Source organism: Streptomyces sp. NPDC012637 (assembly GCF_042954805.1).
In the GTDB taxonomy this organism is placed as follows: domain Bacteria; phylum Actinomycetota; class Actinomycetes; order Streptomycetales; family Streptomycetaceae; genus Streptomyces.
Window position 1 is genome coordinate 139,892 of record NZ_JBIBDS010000010.1, and the last position, 25,073, is coordinate 164,964.

Here is a 25,073-nt window from a genome sequence, read left to right on the forward strand (position 1 = left end):
TTATGGATCGGTGATCAGCCGTTCGGGCCGGTGGCAGGTGGTCGGTCGGCGGCCGCTGGTCGCCCTTCCATGATCAGTAGTCGAAGGCGCGCGCCGTGTTCGTCGCGACCGCCTCGGCCAGCTCCTCCTCCGTGATCCCGCGGACCGCGGCCATCGCCCGGACGGTCACCGGGATCAGGTAAGGGGCGTTGGGCCGGCCGCGGAAGGGTGCGGGCGTGAGGAACGGCGCGTCGGTCTCGACCAGGACCAGCTCCAGCGGGGCGACGGCGAGGGCGTCGCGCAGCGGCTGGGCGTTCTTGAAGGTCACGTTGCCGGCGAAGGACATGTAGTAGCCCTTGGCCGCGCAGATCTCGGCCATCTCGGCGTCGCCGGAGTAGCAGTGGAAGACGGTCCGCTCGGGCGCGCCCTCCTCGTCGAGGACCCGCAGCACGTCGGCGTGGGCCTCGCGGTCGTGGATGACCAGGGCCTTGCCGTGGCGCTTGGCGATCTCGATGTGGGCGCGGAAGGAACGCTCCTGCGCGGCCATGCCCTCGGGGCCCGTGCGGAAGTAGTCGAGGCCGGTCTCGCCGACGCCGAGGACGTGCGGCAGGGCGGCGAGCCGGTCGATCTCGGCCAGCGCGTCGTCGAGGGCCGCGTCGCCGCCCGCCTCGCGGGCGCCCTGGCGGGACCAGCCGTCCGGGTCGCCCAGGACGATCCGGGGGGCCTCGTTCGGGTGCAGGGCGACGGCCGCGTGCACGTGCTCGTGCGCGGCGGCGGTCTCGGCGGCCCACTGGGAGCCCTTGATGTCGCAGCCGACCTGGACGACCGTCGTGACGCCGACGGCGGCGGCCTTGGTGAGGGCCTCCTCGACGGTGCCGGACTGCATGTCGAGATGGGTGTGCGAGTCCGCGACCGGGACCAGCAGGGGCTCGGGCAGCGGCGGCGGGGCGTCCTTGGAACTCATGGCCCCGATCGTACGAGGGCCATGAGTTCCGCCGCGAAGGATTACCGCCGGGAGCGGAAGGGGTGCAGCAGGTCGGAGAGGTGCCAGTGGTGCGGTACCGGCGGCGGCTCCTCACCCGCGACGGGGATGTCCTCCGTGATTTCCTGGCCGATGGGTCCGGCGATGGACACCGGCTTCGTCGCCTTGGCCCCGCGGCTGTGGTGCTCGGTCGCGGCCACCATGTCGAGCACCGACGACACCTGGCCCGCCCGCATGATCCGGACGACGTGGCTGCCGCAGTTCATGCAGGTCGGCCGGGACAGCGGCGACGGGACGCGAGCCCCGTCCGCCTTGTACACGACGTATTCGTGCCCACGCGCGTCCACGTGGTGCTCTATCTCGTACGCCTGCTCCCAGCCGTAGCCGCATCTCATGCAGGCGAAGGCGTACGCCTCGTGGGCGACGGGCGTTCCGGTGCCGGTGCCGGTGATCTCGCTCATTCCAGCTCCTCTCCACTGAACCCAGTGGACGCCTTTTCGGGCCGGAGCGCATCAGCGCCGGAGAAACCATGGACGCCATTTGGCGTTTCCTTGCCCCAAAGGCCTTCGAGCGGGCCCGCCGCCGGGTTTCCGCTTTGCCTTTCAGATTAGTCCTTTACCGTTTACGGGGCCTACGCGGACCTACGGCGCTTTTCCTGTGCCGGGACCCTCCGCGTTCTTTGCCGCCACGACGGCATCGAACACCTCGCGCTTGGGAACACCGGCCTCCGCGGCGACCGCAGCGATGGCCTCCTTGCGCCGCTCCCCCGCCTCCTCGCGCACCCGCACCCTGCGCACCAGCTCCGCCGCGTCGAGCTCGGCGGGCCCGGTCTCCGGGGCGCCCTCGACGACCACGGTGATCTCGCCCCGTACGCCTTCCTTCGCCCACTCCGCGAGCTCGCCGACCGGGCCGCGCCTGACCTCCTCGTAGGTCTTGGTCAGCTCCCGGCACACGGCGGCCCGGCGGTCCGCGCCGAAGACCTCGGCCATCGCGGCGAGGGTGTCGTCGAGCCGGTGCGGGGCCTCGAAGTAGACGAGGGTGCGGCGCTCCTCCGCGACCTCGCGGAGCCGGGACAGCCGCTCGCCGGCCTTCCTCGGCAGGAAGCCCTCGAAGCAGAAGCGGTCCACGGGCAGCCCGGACAGGGCGAGCGCGGTGAGCACGGCGGACGGGCCGGGCACGGCGGTGACCTTGATGTCCCGCTCGACGGCGGCGGCGACCAGGCGGTAGCCCGGGTCGGAGACGGACGGCATGCCCGCGTCGGTCACCAGCAGCACCCGTGCGCCGCCGGCCAGTGCCTCGACCAGCTCGGGCGTGCGGGCCGACTCGTTGCCCTCGAAGTAGGAGACCACCCGGCCCTGGGTGTGGACGCCGAGCGCGCGGGTGAGTCCGCGCAGCCTGCGGGTGTCCTCCGCGGCCACGATGTCCGCGTTCTCCAGTTCGGTGGCGAGCCGCGGCGGAGCGTCCGCGATGTCGCCGATGGGGGTCCCTGCGAGTACCAGCGTTCCAGTCACGGGATCATCCTCCCAGTCCGGACAGGCGACGCGCACAGGAGCGTTCCCTACGATGGCGCGGTGACCAGAACCGCACCCGAGGCCCTGGAGGGTCAGCACCCCATGGATCCCATGGACCCCATGACCCCCGTGGACCCCACGGCTCCGGCTCCCATGGGCCCCGCAGCGGCGGAGACCTCCGAGTGGCAGCGGAGGCTGCGGCGCTTCGGTTACCGGCCCGAGACGGGGGCGTCCCTGTCCATCGGGCTGCGGGAGCGGCTCGTCCCGCCGTACACCCGGCCGTCGCCGCGGCTGTGGTCGCTGCTCGGGATCTCCCCGAAGGCCGCCCACCGGGTGTGGCGCCTCGCCGCCTGGGGCGGACCGCTGCTCGTCGCGCTGGTCGCGGGCCTGCTGCGGTTCTGGAACCTGGGCAAGCCGAACGCGGTGATATTCGACGAGACCTACTACGCCAAGGACTCCTGGGCCCTGATCAACCAGGGCTACGAGGGTGCGTGGCCCAAGGACATCGACAAGACGATCCTGGCCGACCCGAACTCGGTGCTGGTCCCGACGGAGCCGGGCTATGTCGTCCATCCGCCGGTCGGCAAGTGGGTGATCGGCATCGGCGAGAAGATCTTCGGCTTCGAGCCCTTCGGCTGGCGGTTCATGGTGGCGCTGCTCGGCACCCTGTCGGTGCTGATGCTGTGCCGGATCGGCCGGCGGCTGTTCCGTTCGACGTTCCTGGGCTGCCTGGCGGGCCTGCTGCTCGCCGTGGACGGTCTGCACTTCGTGATGAGCCGCACGGCGCTGCTCGACCAGGTGCTGATGTTCTTCGTGCTCGCCGCCTTCGGCTGCCTGGTCGTGGACCGCGACCGGGCGCGGGCCCGGCTCGCCGGCGCGCTGCCGGTGGACGACGAGGGTGTGCTGCGGCCCGACGCGGACATCGCGGAGACGCTGCGGCTCGGCTGGCGGCCGTGGCGGCTCGCGGCCGGCGTGATGCTGGGCCTGGCCGCCGGCACCAAGTGGAACGGCCTCTACATCATGGCCGCGTTCGGTCTGATGACGGTGCTGTGGGACCTCGGCGCCCGGCGCACGGCCGGCGCGGTCCGCCCGTACGCGGCGGTGGCCCGCCGCGACCTGGTCCCGGCCTTCGTGTCGACGGTCCCGGTGGCCATCGCCACCTACCTCGCTTCCTGGTCCGGCTGGATCTTCACGGACAAGGGCTACTTCCGCAACTGGGCCGCCGAGCAGGACCGGCTGACCGGCGGCGGGACCTGGAGCTGGCTGCCGGACTGGCTGCGCAGCCTGTGGCACTACGAGACCGAGGTCTACAAGTTCCACGTGGGCCTGAGCTCGCCGCACACCTACGAGTCGAACCCGTGGAGCTGGCTCGTCCTCGGCCGTCCGGTCTCCTACTTCTACGAGTCCCCCGCCCCCGGCACCGCGGGCTGCCCCGCCGACGCCAAGGAGAAGTGCGCCCAGGAGGTCCTGGCCCTCGGCACCCCGCTGCTGTGGTGGGCCGCCTGCTTCGCGATCCTGTACGTGCTGTGGCGCTGGGCCTTCCGCCGCGACTGGCGCGCCGGGGCGATCGCGTGCGGCATCCTGGCCGGCTGGGCGCCGTGGCTGCTCTACCAGGAACGCACCATTTTCCTTTTCTACGCGGTGGTGTTCGTCCCGTTCCTGTGCCTCGCGGTGGCGATGATGCTGGGGGCGATCGTGGGCCCGGCGGGTTCCTCGGAAAGGCGGCGCACTTTCGGGGCGGTGGCCGCGGGAGTGCTCGTTCTCCTCGTCGTCTGGAATTTCATCTACTTCTGGCCCCTGTACACCGGACAGGCGATTCCGATGGACCAGTGGCGGAACAGGATGTGGCTGGACACCTGGGTGTAGCGGGGCGGGGACGCGTCACACGGCCACGGTCAGCTCGTACCCGCCGCTCGACATGTCGTCGCACAGCGCCCGGCAAGCGCCGATCAGCTCGGCGAACTCGGGCTTGCTCTGCCACTCCTTCATCGCCGCCGGGTCCCTCCAGGAGGAGAAGGAAACGAAGTGGCGCGGCTCGTTCAGATCGCGGATGAGCCGCGCGGAGAGGAAGCCGTCGTTGGCCTCCTTGGTCCAGGTGAGGAAGGCCCTCCAGCGGTCGACGAACTCGTCGGCATCGCCCTCGGAGACCTGCCAGTTTCCGGAAGCCCAGTACTTGCTGTCCTCGGACACGGCACACCACCTCGGTAGGAACCCCTTTTCCCAGGCTAGACCCCTACCCGCCGGTCGCCGCGGCCCGCGGAGACCGGCGTCGCGGCAAACCGACGGTCCGGTCGCTTTCCGGTAACGACCGTCCCCACTGTCACTCCTGCCGCTTAGGCTGCCGAAGAGCCACACCTGGGGAGGGAGGCGCAGCCATGCGCAGTGGTGCCAAGGTCGCGATCGTCGGCGGGGTGTTCGTCGTCGTGGCGAGCGGGGTCGGGTACGGGGGCTACAACCTCTGGAACGGGATCACCGGCGGTTCGGGCGGCACGACCGGCATGTCCGGCTCCGACGAGAGGAAGACCGGGCCGGTCACCTCGGAGGAGGTGACGTCGACCGCCAGGGACTTCCTGGCGGCCTGGGCCGCCGGCGAGCCCGACCGGGCCTCGCAGCTGACGAACAATCCGGTCGACGCCGGGCCGGCCCTGGCGGGGTTCCGGGAGGAGGCCAAGGTCTCCGCCGTCACCATCACCCCCGGAGCGCCCACGGGATCGGGCACGTCGGTGCCGTTCACGGTGAAGGCGACCGTCACGTACGAGGGCGTCTCCAAGCCGTGGACGTACACGTCGGAGCTCACCGTGGTGCGCGGCCTCACGACCGGCCGGGCACTGGTCGACTGGAAGCCGACGGTGGTGCACCCGAAGCTGACGTCGAAGACGGCGACGATCCGCACCGGCGGGGCGAAGACGGGCGAGATCCAGGCCGTTGACCGCAAGGGCCGGGTCCTGACGGCAGAGAAGTACCCCTCGCTCGGCCCGGTCCTGGCCCAACTGCGCGAGCGGTACGGCTCGACGGCGGGCGGCAGACCGGGCGTCGAGGTCTTCGTCGACCCCGGCGTGGAGGGCGCCCCCGACACGACGCTGCTCACCCTCGCCAAGGGCGAGCCGGGCAGGCTGGAGACGACGATCGACGCCGACGTCCAGGCGGCGGCCGAGAAGGCGGTGGCGCGCCACGGCACGGCGTCCGTGGTGGCGGTCCAGCCGTCGACGGGCGCGGTGCGGGCCGTGGCGAACAGCTCGCCGAACGGCTTCAACGCGGCGTTCGAGGGCAAGAAGATGCCCGGCTCGACGATGAAGATCGTGACCGCGGCGCTGCTCCTGGAGAAGGGCCTGGTGAAGGCGGACCAGGCGGCCGAGTGCCCGCCGACCGCCATGTACCACGGCCGGACCATCGGGAACCTCGACGGCTTCTCGATGAACGGGGCGACCTTCGGGAAGAGCTTCGCCCGCTCCTGCAACACGGCCTTCATCAAGAAGATCGACGACGTGAAGGAGACCGAGGGCGACGACTCCGGGCTCGCCCGGGAGGCCAGGGAGGTCTTCGGCATCGGCCTGGAGTGGAAGACCGGCATCCGTTCGGTCGACGGCTCGGTGCCCGAGGCGACGGGCGGCGAGGCCGCCGCGCAGTACATCGGCCAGGGCACCGTCCAGATGAACCCGCTGAACATGGCCTCGATCACGGCGACCGCGAAGGCGGGCGTCTTCAAGCAGCCGTATCTGGTCGCCGCCGACGTGGACGACCGCACCTTCGCGACGGCGGAGCGGAAGCTGCCGGCGTCGGTGGCCCGGCAGCTGCGCGACATGATGCGGCTGACGGCGACCGCGAGCTACGGCACGGCGGTCGGCCCGATGGCGTCGGTGCGCGGCAGCGACAAGGGCGCGAAGACCGGCTCGGCGGAGGTGGACGGCCAGGCGACCTCGGACTCGTGGTTCACGGCGTTCGCGGACGACCTCGCGGCGGCGGCCTACGTGGAGGGCGCGGGCCACGGCGCGACGGCGGCGGGCCCGCTCGTGGCCCAGGTACTGAACGCGGACTGAGCGTGCGGGAGGAGGCGGGCCGTCACCCCGGCCCGTAACCCACTCGCGTGTCCCGTACACGTACCGCTAGCGTGCGATGCCATGACGACGTCACATGCCGATGCCCATCCCCAGTTCGCCGCGGCCCTCCAGGAGTTGGGCCTCGACGTCGAGGTCCGCAGCTTCCCGGAGGACACGCGGACCGCGCAGCAGGCCGCCGACGCCATCGGCTGCGAGGTCTCGGAGATCGTGAAGTCGCTGATCTTCGCGGCGGACGGGGTGCCGGTGCTCGTCCTGATGGACGGCTCTTCCCGGGTGGACGTGGAGCGGGTACGGCAGGAGCTGGGCGCCGACGCGGTGACGCGCGCCGACGCGCGGGTCGTGCGCGAGACGACGGGGTACGCGATCGGCGGCGTGCCGCCGTTCGGGCACCGCACCCGGACCCGGGTGCTCGCGGACCGCGGGCTGCTCGACCACCGGGTGGTGTGGGCGGCGGCCGGCACCCCGCGCAGTGTCTTCGCGCTGGACCCGAAGTCGCTGGTCGCCCACGCGGGCGGCACTCTGGTGGACGTCCGCGAGCGTTCGGCGTGACGCCGCTGGTCGCCACGGCGGTGCTGCTCGCCGCGGTGACGCACGCGAGCTGGAACGCGATCGCCGCGCGCATCCACGACCAGCTGCTGTCCTTCACCCTGATATCCGGCGGCGGCGCCCTCATCGGCGCCGTCGGCGTGTGCCTCACCCCGCTGCCGGACACCGGGGCGTGGCCGTACCTGATCGCCTCGGCGCTCCTCCACGTCGCCTACCAGGCGCTGCTGATGAAGTCCTTCGAGCTCGGCGACTTCGGGCAGATGTACCCGATCGCGCGCGGCACGGCGCCACTGGTGGTGACCCTGCTCGCCGCGGTCTTCGTCGGCGAGATCCCCGGCGCCGGGCAGCTCGCGGGCGTCGCGCTCGCCAGCGCGGGCCTCACCGGCCTGGCCTTGTGGGGCATCCGCGGCAAGGGCGCGCGCCCGCACTGGCCGGCGCTGCTGGCCGCCGGGGCGACCGGACTGTCGATCGCCGCGTACACGGTCGTCGACGGCGTCGGCGTCCGCGCCTCCGGCACCTCGCTCGGCTACATCGCCTGGCTGATGCTCCTGGAGGGCCTGGCCATCCCGGCGTACGCGCTGCACCGCCGCCGCGGCCGGCTGGCCGCCGAACTCCGCCCGCACGCCGCCCGCGGCCTCCTCGGCGCCGCCCTGTCCGTCGCCGCCTACGCCCTGGTCCTCTGGGCCCAGACCAAGGCTCCCCTGGCCCCGGTCGCGGCCCTCCGCGAGTCCTCGATCATCGTGGGCGCCGCGATCGGCGCCCTCCTCTTCAAGGAACGCTTCGGCGGCCCCCGGGTCGCCGCGGCGGGCCTGATGGTGGTGGGCATCGGGCTGATGCTGTACACGAGTTGAGAGGACAGGGACACATGACCGCACCCCTGAGGACCCGGGTCTCGGCGTATGCCGTCGTGGTGGACGACGGCCGCCTGCTGCTGGCCCGGCTGGCGGCCTCGTCGCCGGTCTTCGCGCCCGGCCTGTGGCACCTGCCGGGCGGCGGCATCGATCCCGGCGAGCAGCCGGTGGAGGCGCTGGCCCGCGAACTGCGCGAGGAGACCGGGCTGGAACTGGCGACGGCCCGGCTGTGGGACGCGCGGACGTACGACGTCGAGCGGGGCGGGGTGCGCTGGCAGCTGACCGGGCTGTTCTACGCCGTCCGGCTGAAGACGGCCGGAGCGGCCACGGTGGCCGAGGCGGACGGGGCCACGGACGCGGTGCGGTGGCTGCCGCTCGCGGAGCTGGAAGCCGGCATGCTGTCCCCGGCCGCGGCGGACGCCCTCCGCCTGCTCGGTCCCGCCCGGCCGGCGCACTCCTCCCGGTCGGCCGTCCGGTAGGGGCCGGAGCGGTCGTCCACGGTCACAGCGACGCCCGCACCGCCCGTATCAGCGCCTGGGCGCGCGGGTCCGCCGTGACCGTCTTGCGCATGCCGTTCGTGACGTAGCCGAAGGAGATGCCCGACTCCGGGTCGGCGAAGCCGAGGGAGCCGCCGCGGCCCGGGTGGCCGAAGGAGGTGGGGCCGAGGAGCGGGGAGGCCGGGCCGTGGAGCATGTGGCCGAGGCCGAAGCGGGTGCCGACCACGAGGACCTGGTCGGGGCCCGCGGATTCCTCGGTGCGGGCCAGGGTGAGGGTCGCGGGGGCGAAGAGGCGGGGGCCGCCGTCGACGGAGCCCAGGGTCGCGGCGTAGAAGCGGGCGAGGGCACGGGCGGTGGCGACGCCGGCGGAGCCGGGGAGTTCGGCGGCGCGGTACACCGGGTCGTTCTCGTCGGGCTTCGGTTCGATCACGCCGAACGCGCGGCGGGTGAGGGACTCCGGGTCCTGGTAGGCGGCGACGACCGCCGGCTTGGGGCGGAGCCGGAGCGCCGGGCTGTCCGGCGGTTCGATCTCCTCGACGGGGCCGAGCCGGCCGACCCGGTGGGTCTCGTCGTCCGGCAGGCCTATCCACAGGTCCAGACCCAGCGGGCGGGCTATCTCCTCGGCGACCCAGCGGCCGATGGTGCGGCCGGTGACCCGCTGGACCAGGCCGGAGAGCAGCCAGCTGAAGGTGTGGGCGTGGTAGCCGTGGGCGGTGCCGGGCTGCCAGGCGGGGGCCTGGGCGGCGATCGCGTGCGTGGCGGTGTCGAGGTCGACCGCCTCGGCGAGGGTCAGCGGGCGGTCGAGGACCGGCACGCCCGCCCGGTGGGCGAGCAGCTGCCGTACGGTCACGCGTTCCTTGCCCGCCGCCTTGAACTCGGGCCAGTACGTGGCCACCGGCGCGTCCAGGTCGAGCTGGCCGCGCTGGTGGAGCAGGAGGGGGACGGCCGCGGCGACGCCCTTCGTGGCCGAGCGGACGACCTGGGCCGTGTCCACCGCCCAGGGGGCGTTCCCGTCCACGTCGCGCGTGCCCGCCCAGAGGTCCACGACCTTCGTGCCGTCCCGGTAGACCGCGACCGCCGCGCCCCGCTCCCCGCGCTGCTCGAAGTTCCGCAGGAACGCGTCCCTGACCGGCTCGAATCCCGCCGCCACCGTGCCCCGGACGTCCACCTGAACCCACGCTTCCTCTCGTACGACCGAACCGCTCCCATGGTGCAACGTGGGTCCGGCACGGCCGATTCCGGGGGTCCGGGGCCGCGCGGTGTGCGCGCCTCAGGCGACGGAGCTCGGCACGAAGCCGTACGGCAGCTCCAGGCGGTGCCGGGCCATGAGCTCCTCGTCGGCGAGGATGTCGGCGGTCCGTCCGTCGGCGGCGATCACGCCCTCGCTGAGGATGACGGAGCGCGGGCACAGCTCCAGGGCGTACGGCAGGTCGTGGGTGACCATGAGGACGGTGACGTCCAGGGAGCGCAGGATGTCGGCGAGCTCGCGCCGCGAGGCCGGGTCGAGGTTGGAGGACGGCTCGTCGAGGACGAGGATCTCCGGCTCCATGGCGAGCACGGTCGCGACGGCCACCCGGCGCCGCTGTCCGAAGGACAGGTGGTGCGGCGGCCGGTCGGCGAACTCCTCCATGCCGACCCGGGCGAGGGCCTTGCGGACCACGGCCTCGAGCTCGGCGCCGCGCACGCCGGCCGCCGCCGGGCCGAAGGCCACGTCCTCGCGGACGGTCGGCATGAACAGCTGGTCGTCCGGGTCCTGGAAGACGATGCCGACCCGGCGCCTGATCTCGGCGAGGTGCTTCTTGCCGACCGGAAGCCCGGCGACGGTGACGCCGCCCGCGCCGCCGGTGAGAATGCCGTTGAGGTGGAGCACGAGGGTGGTCTTGCCGGCGCCGTTGGGGCCGAGCAGGGCGACGCGCTCGCCGCGGCCGACGGTCAGGTTCACGCCGAAGAGGGCCTGGTGGCCGTCGGGGTACGCGTACGCGAGGCCGCGTACGTCCAGCGAGGGGTGCTCGGACACGGGGTTCTCGGTCACGCGGTCCACAGTCACAGGGTCCATCCCAGGAGGCAGATGAGGAGGGCGGCCGCGGGCAGGGCGGCGGCCTGACGCCATTGGGCCGCCGTCGCGGTCACCTCGTCGATGACCGGCATCGAGCCGGTGTAGCCGCGGCTGACCATGGCGAGGTGCACCCGCTCCCCGCGCTCGTACGAGCGGATGAAGAGGGCTCCGGCGGACTTCGCGAGGACGCCCCAGTGCCGTACGCCCTTCGCCTCGAAGCCGCGCGAGCGCCGGGCGATCGACATGCGCCGCATCTCGTCTGTGATCACGTCGCCGTAACGGATCATGAAGGAGGCGATCTGGACGAGCAGCGGCGGCAGCTTGAGCCGCTGGAGGCCGAGGAGCAGCTCGCGCAGCTCGGTCGTGGCGGCGAGCAGCACGGACGCGGCGACGCCGAGGGTGCCCTTGGCGAGGACGTTCCACGCGCCCCACAGCCCGGGGACCGAGAGCGACACGCCGAGGACGGTCGTCTGCTCCCCGGGCACCACGAAGGGCATGAGCACCGCGAAGGCGACGAACGGGATCTCGATGAGCAGCCGCTTCAGCAGGAAGCCGGCCGGTACGCCGGCCCGCACGGCGACGGCGCCGAGCAGGACCGCGTAGAGGGCGAAGGCCCACATCGCCTCGCGCGGCGTGGCGACGACCACGACGACGAAGGCGAGGACGGCGGCGAGTTTGGTGTGCGGGGGCAGGGTGTGGACCGGCGAGTGCCCCTGCCGGTAGAGCTTGTGCGCGTGCCCCGCTCCCATGTCAGACCTGCGCGCCGGTCTCGTGCCGCCGACGGCGTACGGCCCAGAAGGCGCCGGTGCCGACGGCGAGGGTCGCGCCCACGCCGATGACGCCGGCCAGGCCGCCGGAGAGGCGGGCGTCGTCGACGTCCGCCACGCCGTAGTCGGCGAGCGGGGAGCCGGCGGCGGCGTGCGGCCGGACCTTCGCGTCGATGCCCTCGTCGGCGGCGACCTTCTCCAGGCCGTCGGGGCTGGCGGAGGCGTAGAAGGAGACGAAGCCGGCGAGGACGAGCGCGGTGACGACACCGCCGGTCCACAGCTTCTTCGGGGACCGGGCGGGGACGGCCGCGGGGGTCGTGGGCGACGCGTCGACGAGCTCGCCGTCCACGCGCAGCTTGAGCGGCGTGGACAGGCCTCGGGCGCCGTACACCAGGTCGGGCCGGACGGCGACGACCGCGCCGACGGTGAGCATGGTGATGACGGCCTCGCCGATGCCGATGAGGGTGTGGACGCCGACCATCGCGGTGAGGACCTTGCCGATCGGCACGTCGGTGGTGCCGCCGATCGCGTAGATCCCGGTGAAGGCGGCGGCTGCGGCCGGTACGGAGACCAGCGCGGCGACGAAGGAGGCCACGGTCACCGAGCGGCGCGTGCGCGGCAGCACGAGGACGAGGCCGCGGAAGAGCGCGTAGGCGACGAGGACGGTCACCACGCCCATGACGGTGATGTTCACGCCGAGCGCGGTCAGGCCGCCGTCGGCGAAGAGGATGCCCTGCATGAGCAGGACGACGGCTATGCACAGGACGCCGGTGTACGGCCCGACGAGGATCGCCGCGAGCGCGCCGCCCAGGAGGTGTCCGCTTGTTCCCGCCGCGACGGGGAAGTTGAGCATCTGTACGGCGAAGATGAAGGCCGCGACGAGGCCGGCCAGCGGCGCGGTCCGCTCGTCGAGCTCGCGGCGGGCTCCGCGCAGACTGACGGCGACGGCGCCGGCGGCGACGACACCGGCGGCGGCCGATACGGGGGCGTTGATGAATCCGTCAGGTACATGCACGTTCCGAATGATAGAGCGCTCCTGCGAACTGTTTGCAAGAGCGCTCAGGGGTCAGGAGTGGAGCGAGGAGTCCTCGCCCGCCCGGGCGCACGCCCGGAAAAAGTGGGAGATTAGGGACATATAACGCGAATGAGTGGGAGGAGTCGTCCGATGCCCCGCGCCGCCGATGACCATGAAGTCCGCGCGGTGCGCGCGGTCGAGGACCACGCCAGGGGGCGGATCATCAGCGACGCCCCGCTCTCGCGCCCCGTGCCGGTGGCCCTCCGCTTCGACCCCGGCTTCGAGCCCGCGACCGTCCGCTTCGTCTTCCCCGGCAACATCGAGTGGTCGTTCCCCCGCGCCCTCCTGGAGACCGGGCTGCGCGCGCCCGCCCGGCGCGGCGACATAGGCGTGTGGCCGTGCGGCCGGGTGCAGACGGTGGTGGAGTTCCACACGGACGACGGCGTCGCGGTCGTCCAGTTCGACACCACCGCCCTGCTCCGCTTCCTCAGGCACACGTACGCCGTCGGCGCGCCGATGTCGGCACGCTGACGGCGTACGCGCCGCGTCGGCTCCCCGTCCCCACAGGTCCCGGCGCGGTCCGGGGCGCGCCACCCGCTCGCGCGGCGGCCCCGGAGTCCTCATGAGGTGGGCGTCGGGCAGGAGCCGGACGCCCGGTCCGAGCGGGAGGCCGGATCAGACGGAGACCAGCTCCCGGTCCTCGCCCTTGCCCCCGTCCTTGCCCTTGCCCGCGTCCTCGTCCCGCGCGGCGGCCAGGCCCTCGCCCTCGACGTCCACGTTCGGCAGCACGCGGCCGAGCCACTTCGGCAGCCACCAGGCCTTGTGGCCGAGCAGCGCGAGCACGGCCGGCACGATCGCCATGCGGACGACGAACGCGTCGAAGAGGACGGCGACGGCCAGGCCGAAGCCGATCATCTTCACCATCTGCTCGCTGGAGCCGATGAAGCCCGAGAAGACCGCGATCATGATCACCGCGGCGGCGGTGACCACCCGGGCACCGTGGCGGAAGCCCGTGACGATCGCCTCGCCGGGACGCGCGCCGTGGACGTACGCCTCGCGCATCCGGGTGACCAGGAAGACCTCGTAGTCCATCGCGAGGCCGAAGACGACGCCCACCATGAAGATCGGCATCATCGACATGATCGGGCCGGTCTGCTCGACCCCGAACAGGCTGCCGAGCCAGCCCCACTGGAAGACCGCGACGACCGCACCGAGGGCGGCGACCACGGAGAGCAGGAAGCCGAGGGCCGCCTTGAGCGGGACCAGGACCGAGCGGAAGACCACCATGAGGAGCAGGAAGGCGAGTCCGACGACCAGCGCCAGGTAGGGCAGCAGCGCGTCGTTCATCTTCTGCGAGAAGTCGATGTTCATCGCGGTGGCGCCGGTGACCAGGACGTCGTCGCCGGTCGCGCCGCGGATGTCGTGGACGAGCTCCTCGGTCTCCACGGAGGACGGGCGGTCCTTCGGGATCACGGTGATCATCGCGGTGTCGCCGGCCTTGTTCGGGGTCGGCGGGGTGACGGCGGCCCAGCCCTCCAGGCCCTTGATCGTGGAGACGGTCTTGTCGGCTGCGGTCTTGTCGCCGTCGACGACCACGAGCAGCGGGCCGTTGAAACCGGGGCCGAAGCCGTCGGACAGCAGGTCGTAGGCGCGGCGCTCCGTGGCGGAGACCGGCTTCACGCCGTCGTCCGGCAGGCCCATCTCGAGGGACGCGGCCGGTACGGCCACGGCACCGAGGCCGAGGACGCCGACGAGGAGGACCATCACGGGGCGGCGGATGACGAAGCGGGCCCAGCGGGTGCCGGCGTTCGGCTTGTCCTCCGAGTCCTTCCTCGGCCCCTTGCGCTCCTTGCGGGCCACGACCTTGTCCCCGGCGAAGCCGAGCAGGGCGGGGATGAGGGTGAGCGCGATCAGCACGGCGATGACGACGGTGCCGGCGGCGGCGAAGCCCATCTTCGTGAGCATGGGGATGTTGACGACGGCCAGGCCGACGAGTGCGATGACCACGGTGAGGCCGGCGAAGACCACGGCGGAGCCGGCGGTGCCGACCGCGCGTCCCGCGGCCTCCTCCTTCTCGCGGCCCTCGGCGAGCTCCGCGCGGTAGCGGGAGACGATGAAGAGGGCGTAGTCGATGCCGACCGCGAGGCCGATCATCATCGCGAGGGTGGAAGTGGTGGTGCCGAGGTCGAGGACGTTGGCGAGGGCGGTGATCGTCGAGATGCCGATGCCGACGCCGATGATCGCGGTGAGCAGCGGCAGTCCGGCGGCGACGAGCGAGCCGAAGGTGATGACGAGCACGAATCCCGCGATGACCACGCCGATGATCTCGCCCGCGCCCTGCTCCGGCATGCTCTGCAGGGCGTCGCCGCCGATCTCGACGGTCAGGCCCTGGCCCTGTGCGTCGTGGCCGGTCTCCTTGAGCGCGTCACGCGTCTCGTCGGTCAGCTCCATCGCGTTGACCTTGTACGCGACGGAGACGTAGGCGGTCGAGCCGTCGCGGGACACCGCCTGCGCGGTGTACGGGTCGGTGACGCGGGCGATCTGGTCGGAGCTCGACTTCAGCTCGGCGACGGTCTTCTCGACCTTGGCCTTGTTGGCGGGGTCCTTCATGCTCTGGCCGGCCGGGGCCTTGAAGACCACGCGGGCGGTGGCTCCGTCGGCGCTGCCGCCGGGGAAACGCTGTTCGAGCAGGTCGAATGCGCGCTGTGCCTCGGTGCCGGGGATGGAGAAGGAACTGGAGGTCGCTGCGGGCGCGGTGGCGGCGCCGACTCCGGCGAGCGCGAGGAGCGCCACCCACAGCAGGGCGACGAGCCGTCGGCGCCGGAAGGCGGAGCGGCCGAGCTTGTAAAGGAACGTGGCCACGGGGGCGTACTCCCGGTGTTGGGTGGGACAGGGCATGGGGAGCCGGCCCGACGGCGTGAGCGGTGCGACGTCAGGTGGTGCGGGAAGTGCGGGACCGCGGGGTGCGGTGAGGTTCAGGCGCCGAGTGAGGGGAGCACGACGGCGTCGACGTAGCTGCTGAGGAAGGCGTGGTCGACCGGCCGATCGTCGATCAGCGGGCGGGCGATGAACGCTCCGATCAGCATGTGGGGGATGAGCTTGAGCGCCGGGTTGCCGGCGTCGACCTCACCCCTCCGCACTGCTCGCCGCAGCACCTCGTCGAGGCCGGTCATCTCGGGTTCGATGAGCAGCTCGCGCAGCGCCTGGAGCAGTTCGGGGTTGTTGTGGACGGCATGGGCCAGGCCCCGCATCAGCGCGGAGTCCTTCTCCATCTGACAGTCGTCGGTCCGCTCCAGCATCGCCAGGAAGTCGCCGCGCAGACTGCCGGTGTCGATCTCGGCGAGCGAGACCGGCTTGTTGTGGCGCAGTGCCTTGGCGACGAGTTCGGGCTTGCTCCCCCACTGGCGGTAGAGGGTGGCCTTGCTGGCCCTGGTGCGGGCGGCGACGGCGTCCATGGTGAGGGCGTCGTAACCGACCTCGCGGAGGAGTTCGAGCACGGCTTCGTACAGCTCGGCCTCCCGCTCTGGGGTGAGCCTGCTGCGCGCCATGCCTGACCTCCGGACCGAACGAAACGGTTTCGTACACCACGACGATACCCACCCCCTAAGCGAAACGAAACCGTTTCGTACGTGTCCTGGACCACAATCGAGCGGCTCTCCGGCGCTTTGGGACTGACGTACGAGTTGCCGCACCCCCTTCGCGCGGAAAGCATGAGGAGGTGAGTGACGACGTCGCGTATCTCCGCTTCCCGCACCTCCACGGCGAGCTGTTGTGCTTCGCGGCCGAGGACGACCTCTGGGTCTCCCCCCTCGCGCCCGAGGGCGACCGGCCCGGCCGCGCCTGGCGGATCACCGCCGACCGGACCCGGGTCGGGCACCCGCGCTTCTCTCCGGACGGACGGCACATCGCCTACACGAGCTGGCGCAGCCTCGACCCGGAGATCCATCTCGCGCCCGTGGACGGCGGCCCCTCCCGGCGGCTCACCTACTGGGGCTCCACGGACACCCGGGTCTGCGGCTGGTCGCCGCCCGACAAGGACGGCCGGTCCGACATCCTCGCCGTCTCCTCGCACGGCCAGCCCTTCTCGTACTTCTCCTGGGCCTACACCGTGCCCACCGACGGCTCGCCCGGCGGCCGGATGCCCTGGGGCCCGGTCTCCCACATCGCCGTCGCCGACCTCGACGAGAACACCTGGGAGCCCGAGAGCACCCCGTCCGACAGCCCCGGCGCGCACCGGCGCACCCTGCTCCTCACCGGCACCCCGCCGCACGAACCCGCCTCCTGGAAGCGCTACCGGGGCGGCGCCATGGGCCGGCTGTGGCTGCACGGGAAACAGCTGCTCTCCGACATCGGCGGCCACCTGGACGCACCCATGTTCGTCCAGGCACCCGCCGGCGAAGGCAGCACCGGCGCCGGAACCAGGATCGCCTTCCTCTCCGACCACGAGGGCATCGGCAACCTCTACTCCTGCCTCCCCGACGGCACCGACCTGCGCCGCCACACCGACCACGACGAGTTCTACGCCCGCAACGCCTCCAGCGACGGGCGCCGGGTGGTCTACCAGTGCGCGGGCGAGGTGTGGATCGTCGACGAACTCACCGCCGACTCCAAGCCCCGCCGCCTCGACGTCCGCCTCGGCGGCCCGCGCACCGGCCGGCGCCCCTACCAGGTGCCCACCGCCCACCACGTGGACGCCCTGTCCGTCGACGAGACCGGCCGGGCCAGCGCCGTCACGGTGCGCGGCAGCCTCTACTGGCTCACCCACCGCGACGGCCCCGCCCGCACCATCACCGACACCCCCGGCGTCCGCGTCCGGCTCCCCGAGATGCTCGGCAGCGGCGGCCAGGTCGCCTACGTCACCGACGCCGACGGCGAGGACGCCGTCGAGATCGCCTATCTGCCCCGGGCCACCGGCGACCGCGAACCGCGCCGACTCGCCTCCGGCGAACTCGGCCGGGTCGAGGAACTGGTCTCCGACCCGGACGGCGAGCGCCTCGCCATCGCCTCCAGCGACGGCCGGCTCCTCCTGATCGACGTCACCGAGGAGTCGAACGGAGAGGTCACCGAGCTGATCCGGTCGGTCAACGGCCCCGTCCGCGACCTCGCCTTCTCCCCCGACGGCGGCTGGCTCACCTGGTCCCACCCGGGCATCGGCCGCTCGCTGCGCTCCATCAAGATGGCCCGCATCTCCGGCCCCGGCGCCCGTGTCGTCGTGGACGTCACCAACGGCCGCTTCGAGGACGAGAACCCGGTCTTCACCCGCGACGGCCGCTATCTCGCCTTCCTCTCCTGGCGGGGCTTCGACCCCGTGTACGACGTGCACACCGGCGACCTGTCCTTCCCGCTGGGCTGCCGCCCCTACCTCGTACCGCTCTCCTCCGCGACCCCCTCTCCCTTCGCGCTGCTTCCCGACGGCCGGCCGGCCGCCGGCGGCATGGACCCCGCCGACGAGGAGGCGGGCTCCGGGGACGGCACGGTCACCGTCGAGATCGAGGGACTGCCCGACCGGGTCACGCCCTTCCCCGTGACCGCCTCCAAGTACTCCGCCCTCCACCCCGTGGCCGGCGGCGGACTGGTGTGGCTGCGCTGGCCGATCTCCGGCGCGCTCGGCGAGACCTTCGCCAACCCCAACGACCCCTCGCCCCGGCCCACGCTGGAGCACTACAACATCACCAAGGCCCGCAAGACCGAACTCGTCGACCACCTCGACTCGTTCGCGGTCAGCGGCGACGGCAGCCGGCTCGTCGTGGTCGACGAGGGCGACCTGCGGGCCGTGCCCGCCACCGAGTCCGGCGACGGCGATACCACCGTCTACCTCGACCTGCGGCGCATCGTGCACGAGGTCGACCCGGCCGCCGAGTGGCGACAGGCCTTCGACGAGGCGGGCCGGATCGTCCGCGCGTACTTCTGGGAACCGGACATGGGCGGCCTCGACTGGGCAGCCGTGCTCGACCAGTACCGCCCCCTCGTCGAACGGGTGGCCACCCCCGACGAGTTCGCCGACCTGCTGCGCGAGGTCATGGGCGAGCTCGGCACCTCCCACGCGTACGTCACGCCCGCCCGGCGCAACGAGGGACCGCCCCACTACCAGCGCCCCCAGGGCCTCCTCGGCGCCAACTTCGTGCCCCGCGAAGACGGCTGGCAGGTCAAGCGGATCCTGCCCGGCGACTCCTCCGACTCCAAGGCACGCTCGCCGCTCGCCGGCACCGGCATCCGCGAGGGCGCCGTCCTCACCCATGTCGACGGCAGGCCCGTCGACCCCGTGGCCGGTCCCTATCCCCTCCTCGCCGGAACCGGTGGCACCACCGTCGAACTCACCTTCACCCCCGCGGAGGGCGAGGGCCGCTCCCGCCGGATCGCCGTCGTGCCCCTCGTCGACGAACGCCCGCTGCGCTACCAGGACTGGGTGACCAAGCGCCGCGCCGTCGTGCACGAGGTCAGCGGCGGGCGCTGCGGCTACCTCCACATCCCCGACATGGGCGGCTCCGGCTGGGCCCAGTTCAACCGCGACCTGCGGATGGAGGTCTCCCGCCCGGCCCTCATCGTGGACGTCCGCGGCAACGCCGGCGGCCACATCAGCGAGCTGGTGATAGAGAAGCTCACCCGCAAGATCCTCGGCTGGGACCTCACCCGCAACGCCCAGCCCGTCAGCTACACCTCCAACGCCCCGCGCGGCCCCATCGTCGCCCTCGCCGACGAGGCCACCTCCTCCGACGGCGACATGATCACCGCCGCCTTCAAACTGCTCCGCCTGGGCCCCGTCGTCGGCCAGCGCACCTGGGGCGGAGTCGTCGGCATGACGGGCCGCCACCGGCTCGGCGACGGCACCCAGATCACCGTCCCGATGAACGCGGCCTGGTTCCCCGAATACGGCTGGTCCATCGAGAACCACGGCGTCGCCCCGGACCTCGCGATCCTGCGCACCCCGCTCGACTGGGCCGAGGGCCGGCACGCCCAGCTCGACGACGCCGTCCACCTGGCCCTCGGCCTCCTGGAGGAGAGCCCGCCCGCGAGCCCGCCCGGCTACGAGTCGGTGCCGGACCACTCCCGGCCGAAACTGCCGCCGAGGTGCAACTCGTAAGCCGTACCGGGCTGGTCGCCCGGAAGCGTCACACTGCCCACCGCACCGAAGCCGACCCGGGCGAGAACCGCCCGGGACGGTCCGTTGTCGAGGGTTGTGACGGCGGTCAGCCGGCTCAGCCCGTACTCCTCGCGGGCCCGTATGCACAGCTCCCGGACCGTCGCGGTCGCCAGCCCACGGCCGGCGGCCTTCTCGGCCACCCGGTAGCCCAGTTCGGCGCTGCCGGACTCCTGGTCGACGTCGATCAGGTTGAACCGCCCGAGTATCTCCCCGTCGCCCGCCACCAGCACATGGAAGAGGATCGTCCCGATCTCCTGCTCGTCGAGCAGGGCCCGGTGCCGGGCGGCGAACCCGGCCTCCTCGAAGAACGCGTCCCCGCGGTCGGGCACGGACGCGGCGAAATAGGCCCGGTTCTCCCGCTCGAAGGCGAGCAGGGCGGGCGCGTGGTCGGGTCGCAGTCGCTCAAGTACGGACTCAGTCACGGACATGGCATCACCGTACGTAACCCCGTGACCCCGCGCCCCCGGTTATCCACAGGCTGCACGGATCTTCATACTTCTCCGCATGCGCGAAGGCGCACCCGGCGTCCCGGGTGCGCCTTCCTCACAGAACGACGTCAGGCGTCGTAGTCCATGTCGAGCCGGTCCCGCTGCTCGGCTTCCTGCCGATTCCGGTCCGACCGCTCCGGCCGCTCGCCCGGCCGCTCGCCCGGCCGGCCGGACCGCTCCTGAGCGCGCTCCTTGGACTGGGTGGCGCGCTGGGACGCTTCGTCCTTCTTCGACCTCAGCGAGTCCTTCGCCTGCTGCGTCTTGTTCTGCATCTCGTCCTTGATGCCCATGCGGATTCACTCCTAGAAGGGTGTGAGGGGTGCGGGGCGGAAGTGCCCCTTGGGCACGATCAGACTGACACGACAGAACACACAGCGCATTTCGATCACATACGGACAGTCACCGCGAAGCCGACGTGGCTGAGGCAGCCGAGGCAGCCGACGGAGGCGACGGAGCCACGGAGCCACGGAGCCGAGGGAGGCGGTGGAGCCGAGGGAGGCGGTGGAGCCGAGGGAGGCGACGGAGGCGACACCCGCCCCCGCACCGACCGCCCCACCCGTCGCCGCACCAGGGCTGCCCCGCCAGCCGCCGCACCGGTCCCTGCCCGCCGACCGTCCCACCGCCGCTGCCCCACCGGAGCCGTCCCACCGGCGCTGTCGCGCCGCCCGCCCCGGCGCCCGTCAGACGCGCTCCTCGCGCGCCTGCTCGTCCGCCGCGCCGCCCGCGCCCACCAGTCCCTTGGACACGGACGCCAGCCGCGGCTCGAAGCGCCGCATCTCGCGCTGCCCGACGGCGGCGATGACGCCCGGCAGATAGCCGCGGCTCGACTGCATCCCGCGCAGCCACCACTGGGCGTACACGTGGGCCGAGCGCCGCTCGACGCCCGCCACGATCCGGTCGACGGCCGGGCCGAGCGGATACGTGCGGTTCGACGGCCAGGGCAGCCGCGACCGCAGCTCGCGCATCACGTCGTCCTGGTCCGCGCCCCGCACCATGTCGGTGTCGGTCCAGGAGAGGTAACCGACGCCGACCTTCACACCCTTGTACGCGACCTCGGCGCGCAGGCTGTGCGCGAAGGCCTCGACGCCGGACTTGGAGGCGCAGTACGCGGTCATCATCGGCGCCGGGGTCATCGCGGCCAGCGAGGCGATCTGCAGGAAGTAGCCGCGGGATTCCATGAGGACGGGCAGGAACGCGCGCGCCGTGACGGCGCCGCCGATCAGGTTGACCTCGATGACCCTCCGCCAGGCGACCGGATCGGAGTCGACGAACGGACCGCCCGCCGCGACACCGGCGTTGGCGACCACGATGTCGACCTTGCCGAACCGCTCCTTCACCTCGGTCGCGACCTTCGCCATCGCCTCGTGGTCGGTCACGTCGGCGTGCCACCAGTCCGCCTCGGTGTGCAGCCGGCCGGCGACCTCCTTCAGGAGCTCCGGCTCCAGGCCGACCAGCGCGATCTTCGCCCCCCGTGCGGAGAGCTTGCGGGCGAGGAGTTCGCCGACGCCGCGGGCTCCTCCGGTGACGACCGCCACCTGTCCTTCCAGGCTCACCCTGCTCATGCCTCTGCCTCCTCCTTCACAGTCTGCTCCTGCCCTGGACGGTCCTTCGCGCCCAGGTAGGTGAGGGTCAGTTCGCGGATCTGCGCGGTGACGGCCTCGGGGGCCTCCACCGGTGTCATGTGGCCCATGCCAGCCAGTTCGACCAGTCCCGTGCAGTGCGGCAGGGCACCTGCCATCGCCCGTGAGTGGCGGGGCGGGGTCAGCCGGTCGGCGGTGCCGACGAGCACCGCCACGGGCAGCCGCAACTCCCGGACGCCCACTTCCAGGTCTAGCCCCGCGAGGACCTGCGACCAGCCGTACCGCGCGCCGCGCGGGCAGGCGTGCACGATGCGGGCGCAGGCGTCCACCCGCTCGGGCGCCGAACCGGCGCCCATCGTCGCGTACCTGAGGATCCGCTTCGAGACCGGAGTCACCGGCCCGAGCGGCGCTTTCGTCCCGAGGACCGCACGGGTGAGCCGGGTCCGCAGCCGGCCCGGTCCCAGCGGTACGACGAGGGCCTCGTCCGTCAGCCGCGAGGGCCCGGTCGAACAGAGCAGCGCGGCGGCCGCGTGCTGCCGGAACAGCGGCCGGCGGGCCGCGGCCATGATCGTCATGCCGCCCATGGAGTGCCCGGCCACCACGGCCCGCTCGCCGGGCCCGAGGACTGCGCCGAGCACGGCCTCCAGGTCGTCGGCGAGCGCCTCCGTCGAGTAGCCCTTGCCGAGCGGGTCGGGCGCCGGCGAACCGCCGTGCCCGCGCTGGTCGTAGACGATGACGCGGTGGTCGGCGGCCAGGTCCCGTATCTGCGCGTCCCAGAAGCGGGTCGAGCAGGTCCAGCCGTGGGCCAGGACCACGGCGGGCGCGCCCTCGGGGCCGTACGCCTCGACGTGGACCGACGAGCCGTCGGCGGAGGTCACGGTCATGTCGTGGCGGTTCACCGGACGGTCTCCTTCTTGCGGGAGGTACGGCGGGAGGCTGCCGAGGCCGCCCCGGAGGCCGGCTGCGGCTTCGCCGGGGTGCGCAGCACCTCGTACTCGGAGAGGTCGACGGTCCGCGTCTCGCGCCGGAACTCGCCCGTCGTGCCCGGCCACAAGGTGGTGTTGCGGCCGTTGGCGTCGAGGTACCAGCTCTCGCAGCCGCCCGCCTTCCACACGGTCCGCTCCATCCGCGACTGCACGCGGCGGTTCCAGGCGTTGACGGCGGAGGGCCGGGCGGCGAGGGCCGCGCGTCCGCCGGGACCGGTCGGAGTGAGCAGGTCGAGCTGCCGCAGGTAGTCGGCCATGTAGTTCAGCTGGGACTCGATCATGAGGATCATGGAGGAGTTCCCGAGGCCCGTGTTGGGGCCGATGATCGTCATCCAGTTGGGGAAGCCGGCCGCGGTCGCGCCGCGCAGCGACTCCATGCCGGTCTTCCAGTGCTCGGCGAGCGACCGGCCGTCGGCGCCGATGACGCGCGGGGCGATCGGCATGTCGGTGACGTGGAAGCCGGTGCCGAAGATGATCGCGTCAACCTCGGTCTCGGTCCCGTCGGCGGCGACCACGACGTTGCCCCTGACCTCCTTCAGGCCGGAGGCGACGACGTCCACGTTGGGCTGGGCGAGCGCCGGGTAGTACGTGTTGGAGAGCAGGATCCGCTTGCAGCCGAGGCGGTACGAGGGGGTCAGCCGGGCCCGCAGCGCCGGGTCCTTCACCGCACGCGCGATGTTGGCCTTGGCGAGCCGCTCGACCAGGCCGAGCTCGTCGGGCCGCTTGGTGAACGCGCTGACCTGGAGTTCGCGGATGCCCCACAGGATGCCGCGGCGCGCGGTCGCGGTGAACGGCAGCCGCCGGTGCAGCCAGCGCTCGGGTCCGCTGATGGCCCGGTCCATGCGCGGCATGACCCAGGGGGGCGTGCGCTGGAACAGGGTGAGCCGGCCGACCTCCGGCTGGATGGACGGCACGATCTGGATGGCGGAGGCGCCGGTGCCGACCATGGCGACGCGCTTCCCGGTGAGGTCGTAGTCGTGGTCCCAGCGGGCCGAGTGGAAGACCTTGCCGGTGAAGCCGTCGAGTCCCGGGATGTCGGGGATCCGCGGATCGGAGAGCGGCCCGGTGGCGGAGACGACGACGTCGGCGGAGAAGCCGCCGCGGCTGGTGTCGATGTCCCAGCGCAGCTCGTCCTCGTTCCAGCTCATCCTCGTGACCTCGTGGTTCAGGCGCAGGTGCGGCCGGATCCCGAAGGTGTCGGTGACGTGCTCCAGGTACGCGCGGATGTGGCGCTGCCCGGAGAAGGTGCGCGGCCAGTCGGGGTTGGGCGCGAAGGAGAAGGAGTAGAGGTGGGACGGGACGTCACAGGCGCAGCCCGGGTAGCTGTTGTCGCGCCAGGTGCCGCCCACGGAGTCGGCCCGCTCCAGGACGACGAAGTCGGTGATCCCCTCGCGGCGCAGCCGGACGGCGGCTCCGAGCCCGCCGAATCCCGATCCGATCACCGCCACCCGTACGTGCTCGTGCTTCGCCATGCCGCCTCCCGTGCGCCCGGCCAAGATTCCGCCAGCAATCACTGGCACAATCGGGACTGTAGAGCAGCGGCATACCGAGCGGTAGGGGTAAGGCCGGGGAAAGTTACCGGCGGTACAACATAGGCTGGCGGACGTGGCAGAGCGATCGGGAGACCAGACGGAGACGACGGCACCGGCGCACCCGACGGGGCCGGCTGGGCCGGCTGGGCCGGTGGACGCGGCAGCGGGGGCGGACCTGGCGGCACCGGCGGATTCCGCGGACCCGGCGGCACCGGCCGGGGCGACCGAGGCGGCACCGGGCCAGGCCGAGGAGACGGCCGGGGAGCCCGGGGCGACCGAGGCGGCACCTGCCGGAGCGACCGAGGCCGCGCCGGGGGACGCGGCGGTGCTCACGGCAGGCGCGCGCGGACCGGCCGACGGGCCCGGCCCTCGCGAGTACCGCATGGCCGACCTCGCCGCCGCGGCCGGCATCACCGTCCGCACGCTCCGCTTCTACCGCGAGCGCGGACTCATCCCACCGCCCCGCCGCGAGGGCCGGATCGCCTGGTACGACGAGCGCCACCTGGCCCGGCTGCGCACCATCTCCGCCCTCCTGGAGCGCGGGCACACCCTGAACGGCATCGCCGACCTCACCACCGCCTTCGAGTCCGGCCGGAACGTCGGCGAGGTCCTGGAACTGGGCGTTCCCACCGAGGAGGAGCCCGTCCGCCTCACTCCCGAGGAACTCGCCGACCACTTCGCGGGCGAGGTCACTCCGGAGAACCTCGCCGCCGCGCTCGACCTCGGCTACCTGGCCACCGACGGCGAGGACATCGTCCACGTCAGCCGCCGCCTGCTCGACGTGTCGTCCGCGCTCGTCCGCGAAGGCGTCCCGCTGGCCGCCGTCCTGGAGGCGGGCGGCCGCGTCCGCGAGCACGCGGAGGCGCTCGCGGAGCTCTTCACCGAACTCCTCGGCAAGTACACGGACGCGAAGGACGTCCAGCGGCTGCGCCCGCTGGCCAAGAGCGTGGTGGAGGCGGAGCTCTCCCTCGCGCTCGACCGGCGCCTGCGCGAGTCCTCGTGAGGGCGGGCCGGGCGCGGGCCCTCACGCCCAGCTGAACGGTTCTTCAACCCGGCTGGAGCTCGCAGACCACCCCGGACCCCG

At 72.6% G+C, this 25,073-nt stretch carries 23 protein-coding genes; 8 read left to right on the forward strand and 15 right to left on the reverse strand.

Annotation, left to right across the window (positions count from 1 at the left end; translation table 11 throughout):
• Positions 1–73: 73 nt before the first annotated feature.
• The 3 genes from ACFY8W_RS33645 to rsmI form a co-directional block, all read right to left on the reverse strand.
• Positions 74–943 (reverse strand): TatD family hydrolase, encoded by an 870-nt coding sequence (locus tag ACFY8W_RS33645; RefSeq protein WP_391113706.1) that lies wholly within the window; start codon positions 941–943, stop codon positions 74–76.
• A 41-nt stretch (positions 944–984) separates the two neighbouring features.
• Entirely contained in the window at positions 985–1,422 is a 438-nt protein-coding gene (locus ACFY8W_RS33650; protein ID WP_391113708.1) for a hypothetical protein, read from the reverse strand.
• Positions 1,423–1,602: 180 nt separating this feature from the next.
• A complete protein-coding gene (gene rsmI, locus ACFY8W_RS33655; RefSeq protein ID WP_391113711.1) occupies positions 1,603–2,472 on the reverse strand; it encodes a 16S rRNA (cytidine(1402)-2'-O)-methyltransferase in 870 nt (289 codons plus the stop codon).
• Positions 2,473–2,592: 120 nt separating this feature from the next.
• Between rsmI and ACFY8W_RS33660 the strand changes: the two genes are divergently transcribed.
• Positions 2,593–4,338, forward strand: coding sequence for a phospholipid carrier-dependent glycosyltransferase (locus ACFY8W_RS33660; protein ID WP_391114212.1), 1,746 nt, complete (start codon positions 2,593–2,595; stop codon positions 4,336–4,338).
• A gap of 15 nt (positions 4,339–4,353) precedes the next feature.
• On the opposite strand, the gene ACFY8W_RS33665 is transcribed toward ACFY8W_RS33660, so the two are convergent.
• Positions 4,354–4,662 (reverse strand): antibiotic biosynthesis monooxygenase, encoded by a 309-nt coding sequence (locus ACFY8W_RS33665; RefSeq protein WP_391113713.1) that lies wholly within the window; start codon positions 4,660–4,662, stop codon positions 4,354–4,356.
• Positions 4,663–4,847: 185 nt separating this feature from the next.
• On the opposite strand from ACFY8W_RS33665, the gene ACFY8W_RS33670 reads away from it, so the two are divergent.
• The 4 genes from ACFY8W_RS33670 to ACFY8W_RS33685 all read left to right on the forward strand — a co-directional run bounded on the left by ACFY8W_RS33670 (position 4,848) and on the right by ACFY8W_RS33685 (position 8,406).
• Positions 4,848–6,509: a penicillin-binding transpeptidase domain-containing protein gene (locus ACFY8W_RS33670; protein ID WP_391113716.1), complete on the forward strand. Its 1,662-nt coding sequence runs from the start codon at positions 4,848–4,850 to the stop codon at positions 6,507–6,509.
• An 81-nt stretch (positions 6,510–6,590) separates the two neighbouring features.
• Positions 6,591–7,079, forward strand: coding sequence for a YbaK/EbsC family protein (locus tag ACFY8W_RS33675; protein WP_391113719.1), 489 nt, complete (start codon positions 6,591–6,593; stop codon positions 7,077–7,079).
• Complete coding sequence (locus tag ACFY8W_RS33680; protein WP_391113722.1) at positions 7,076–7,927, forward strand: EamA family transporter; 852 nt, start codon at positions 7,076–7,078, stop codon at positions 7,925–7,927. The genes ACFY8W_RS33675 and ACFY8W_RS33680 overlap by 4 nt, the downstream gene beginning before the upstream one ends.
• Before the next feature lie 14 nt (positions 7,928–7,941).
• Positions 7,942–8,406 (forward strand): NUDIX domain-containing protein, encoded by a 465-nt coding sequence (locus ACFY8W_RS33685; RefSeq protein ID WP_391113724.1) that lies wholly within the window; start codon positions 7,942–7,944, stop codon positions 8,404–8,406.
• Positions 8,407–8,428: 22 nt separating this feature from the next.
• On the opposite strand, the gene ACFY8W_RS33690 is transcribed toward ACFY8W_RS33685, so the two are convergent.
• The 4 genes from ACFY8W_RS33690 to ACFY8W_RS33705 form a co-directional block, all read right to left on the reverse strand.
• Complete coding sequence (locus ACFY8W_RS33690; RefSeq protein WP_391113727.1) at positions 8,429–9,592, reverse strand: serine hydrolase; 1,164 nt, start codon at positions 9,590–9,592, stop codon at positions 8,429–8,431.
• A 102-nt stretch (positions 9,593–9,694) separates the two neighbouring features.
• Complete coding sequence (locus tag ACFY8W_RS33695; protein WP_391113729.1) at positions 9,695–10,480, reverse strand: ATP-binding cassette domain-containing protein; 786 nt, start codon at positions 10,478–10,480, stop codon at positions 9,695–9,697.
• The gene (cbiQ, locus tag ACFY8W_RS33700; protein WP_391113732.1) at positions 10,468–11,229 is read right to left on the reverse strand and encodes a cobalt ECF transporter T component CbiQ; all 762 of its coding nucleotides are present in this window, start codon (positions 11,227–11,229) and stop codon (positions 10,468–10,470) included. Before cbiQ ends, ACFY8W_RS33695 begins: the two co-directional genes overlap by 13 nt.
• A gap of 1 nt (position 11,230) precedes the next feature.
• The gene (locus tag ACFY8W_RS33705) at positions 11,231–12,262 is read right to left on the reverse strand and encodes an energy-coupling factor ABC transporter permease (RefSeq protein WP_391113734.1); all 1,032 of its coding nucleotides are present in this window, start codon (positions 12,260–12,262) and stop codon (positions 11,231–11,233) included.
• 150 nt (positions 12,263–12,412) lie between these two features.
• Here ACFY8W_RS33705 and ACFY8W_RS33710 point away from each other — a divergent pair, with 150 nt between their 5' ends.
• Positions 12,413–12,793 carry an SsgA family sporulation/cell division regulator gene (locus ACFY8W_RS33710; protein WP_391113736.1) on the forward strand — a complete coding sequence of 127 codons (381 nt, stop codon included), beginning with the start codon at positions 12,413–12,415 and terminating at the stop codon, positions 12,791–12,793.
• 144 nt (positions 12,794–12,937) lie between these two features.
• On the opposite strand, the gene ACFY8W_RS33715 is transcribed toward ACFY8W_RS33710, so the two are convergent.
• Both ACFY8W_RS33715 and ACFY8W_RS33720 read right to left on the reverse strand, forming a co-directional pair.
• On the reverse strand, positions 12,938–15,124 hold the full coding sequence (locus ACFY8W_RS33715; protein ID WP_391113738.1) for an MMPL family transporter: 2,187 nt from the start codon (positions 15,122–15,124) through the stop codon (positions 12,938–12,940).
• Positions 15,125–15,237: 113 nt separating this feature from the next.
• Positions 15,238–15,810: a TetR/AcrR family transcriptional regulator C-terminal ligand-binding domain-containing protein gene (locus tag ACFY8W_RS33720; RefSeq protein WP_391113741.1), complete on the reverse strand. Its 573-nt coding sequence runs from the start codon at positions 15,808–15,810 to the stop codon at positions 15,238–15,240.
• A 170-nt stretch (positions 15,811–15,980) separates the two neighbouring features.
• Between ACFY8W_RS33720 and ACFY8W_RS33725 the strand changes: the two genes are divergently transcribed.
• Complete coding sequence (locus ACFY8W_RS33725) at positions 15,981–19,343, forward strand: S41 family peptidase (protein WP_391113743.1); 3,363 nt, start codon at positions 15,981–15,983, stop codon at positions 19,341–19,343.
• On the opposite strand, the gene ACFY8W_RS33730 is transcribed toward ACFY8W_RS33725, so the two are convergent.
• From ACFY8W_RS33730 to ACFY8W_RS33750, 5 genes are all read right to left on the reverse strand, one after another.
• The gene (locus ACFY8W_RS33730; protein ID WP_391113746.1) at positions 19,286–19,831 is read right to left on the reverse strand and encodes a GNAT family N-acetyltransferase; all 546 of its coding nucleotides are present in this window, start codon (positions 19,829–19,831) and stop codon (positions 19,286–19,288) included. The two genes, ACFY8W_RS33725 and ACFY8W_RS33730, sit on opposite strands and share 58 nt — an antisense overlap.
• A gap of 128 nt (positions 19,832–19,959) precedes the next feature.
• A complete protein-coding gene (locus ACFY8W_RS33735) occupies positions 19,960–20,181 on the reverse strand; it encodes a hypothetical protein (RefSeq protein ID WP_391113749.1) in 222 nt (73 codons plus the stop codon).
• A 390-nt stretch (positions 20,182–20,571) separates the two neighbouring features.
• Complete coding sequence (locus ACFY8W_RS33740; protein ID WP_391113751.1) at positions 20,572–21,453, reverse strand: short-chain dehydrogenase/reductase; 882 nt, start codon at positions 21,451–21,453, stop codon at positions 20,572–20,574.
• The gene (locus tag ACFY8W_RS33745; RefSeq protein ID WP_391114215.1) at positions 21,450–22,355 is read right to left on the reverse strand and encodes an alpha/beta fold hydrolase; all 906 of its coding nucleotides are present in this window, start codon (positions 22,353–22,355) and stop codon (positions 21,450–21,452) included. Before ACFY8W_RS33745 ends, ACFY8W_RS33740 begins: the two co-directional genes overlap by 4 nt.
• An 11-nt stretch (positions 22,356–22,366) precedes the next feature.
• Positions 22,367–23,929 (reverse strand): NAD(P)-binding domain-containing protein, encoded by a 1,563-nt coding sequence (locus ACFY8W_RS33750; RefSeq protein ID WP_391113752.1) that lies wholly within the window; start codon positions 23,927–23,929, stop codon positions 22,367–22,369.
• 442 nt (positions 23,930–24,371) lie between these two features.
• Between ACFY8W_RS33750 and ACFY8W_RS33755 the strand changes: the two genes are divergently transcribed.
• Positions 24,372–24,992, forward strand: coding sequence for a MerR family transcriptional regulator (locus tag ACFY8W_RS33755; RefSeq protein WP_391114218.1), 621 nt, complete (start codon positions 24,372–24,374; stop codon positions 24,990–24,992).
• The last annotated feature ends 81 nt before the right edge of the window (positions 24,993–25,073 follow it).

Coding starts and splice junctions, on each gene's coding strand:
- ACFY8W_RS33695 (WP_391113729.1), bottom strand. CDS start 10,480: ATGGACCCTGTGACTGTGGACCGCGTGACCGAGAACCCCGTGTCCGAG.
- ACFY8W_RS33670 (WP_391113716.1), top strand. CDS start 4,848: ATGCGCAGTGGTGCCAAGGTCGCGATCGTCGGCGGGGTGTTCGTCGTC.
- ACFY8W_RS33745 (WP_391114215.1), bottom strand. CDS start 22,355: ATGACCGTGACCTCCGCCGACGGCTCGTCGGTCCACGTCGAGGCGTAC.
- ACFY8W_RS33710 (WP_391113736.1), top strand. CDS start 12,413: ATGCCCCGCGCCGCCGATGACCATGAAGTCCGCGCGGTGCGCGCGGTC.
- cbiQ (WP_391113732.1), bottom strand. CDS start 11,229: ATGGGAGCGGGGCACGCGCACAAGCTCTACCGGCAGGGGCACTCGCCG.
- ACFY8W_RS33740 (WP_391113751.1), bottom strand. CDS start 21,453: ATGAGCAGGGTGAGCCTGGAAGGACAGGTGGCGGTCGTCACCGGAGGA.
- ACFY8W_RS33650 (WP_391113708.1), bottom strand. CDS start 1,422: ATGAGCGAGATCACCGGCACCGGCACCGGAACGCCCGTCGCCCACGAG.
- ACFY8W_RS33730 (WP_391113746.1), bottom strand. CDS start 19,831: ATGTCCGTGACTGAGTCCGTACTTGAGCGACTGCGACCCGACCACGCG.
- ACFY8W_RS33675 (WP_391113719.1), top strand. CDS start 6,591: ATGACGACGTCACATGCCGATGCCCATCCCCAGTTCGCCGCGGCCCTC.
- ACFY8W_RS33720 (WP_391113741.1), bottom strand. CDS start 15,810: ATGGCGCGCAGCAGGCTCACCCCAGAGCGGGAGGCCGAGCTGTACGAA.
- ACFY8W_RS33755 (WP_391114218.1), top strand. CDS start 24,372: ATGGCCGACCTCGCCGCCGCGGCCGGCATCACCGTCCGCACGCTCCGC.
- ACFY8W_RS33685 (WP_391113724.1), top strand. CDS start 7,942: ATGACCGCACCCCTGAGGACCCGGGTCTCGGCGTATGCCGTCGTGGTG.
- ACFY8W_RS33645 (WP_391113706.1), bottom strand. CDS start 943: ATGAGTTCCAAGGACGCCCCGCCGCCGCTGCCCGAGCCCCTGCTGGTC.
- ACFY8W_RS33660 (WP_391114212.1), top strand. CDS start 2,593: ATGACCCCCGTGGACCCCACGGCTCCGGCTCCCATGGGCCCCGCAGCG.
- ACFY8W_RS33735 (WP_391113749.1), bottom strand. CDS start 20,181: ATGGGCATCAAGGACGAGATGCAGAACAAGACGCAGCAGGCGAAGGAC.
- ACFY8W_RS33750 (WP_391113752.1), bottom strand. CDS start 23,929: ATGGCGAAGCACGAGCACGTACGGGTGGCGGTGATCGGATCGGGATTC.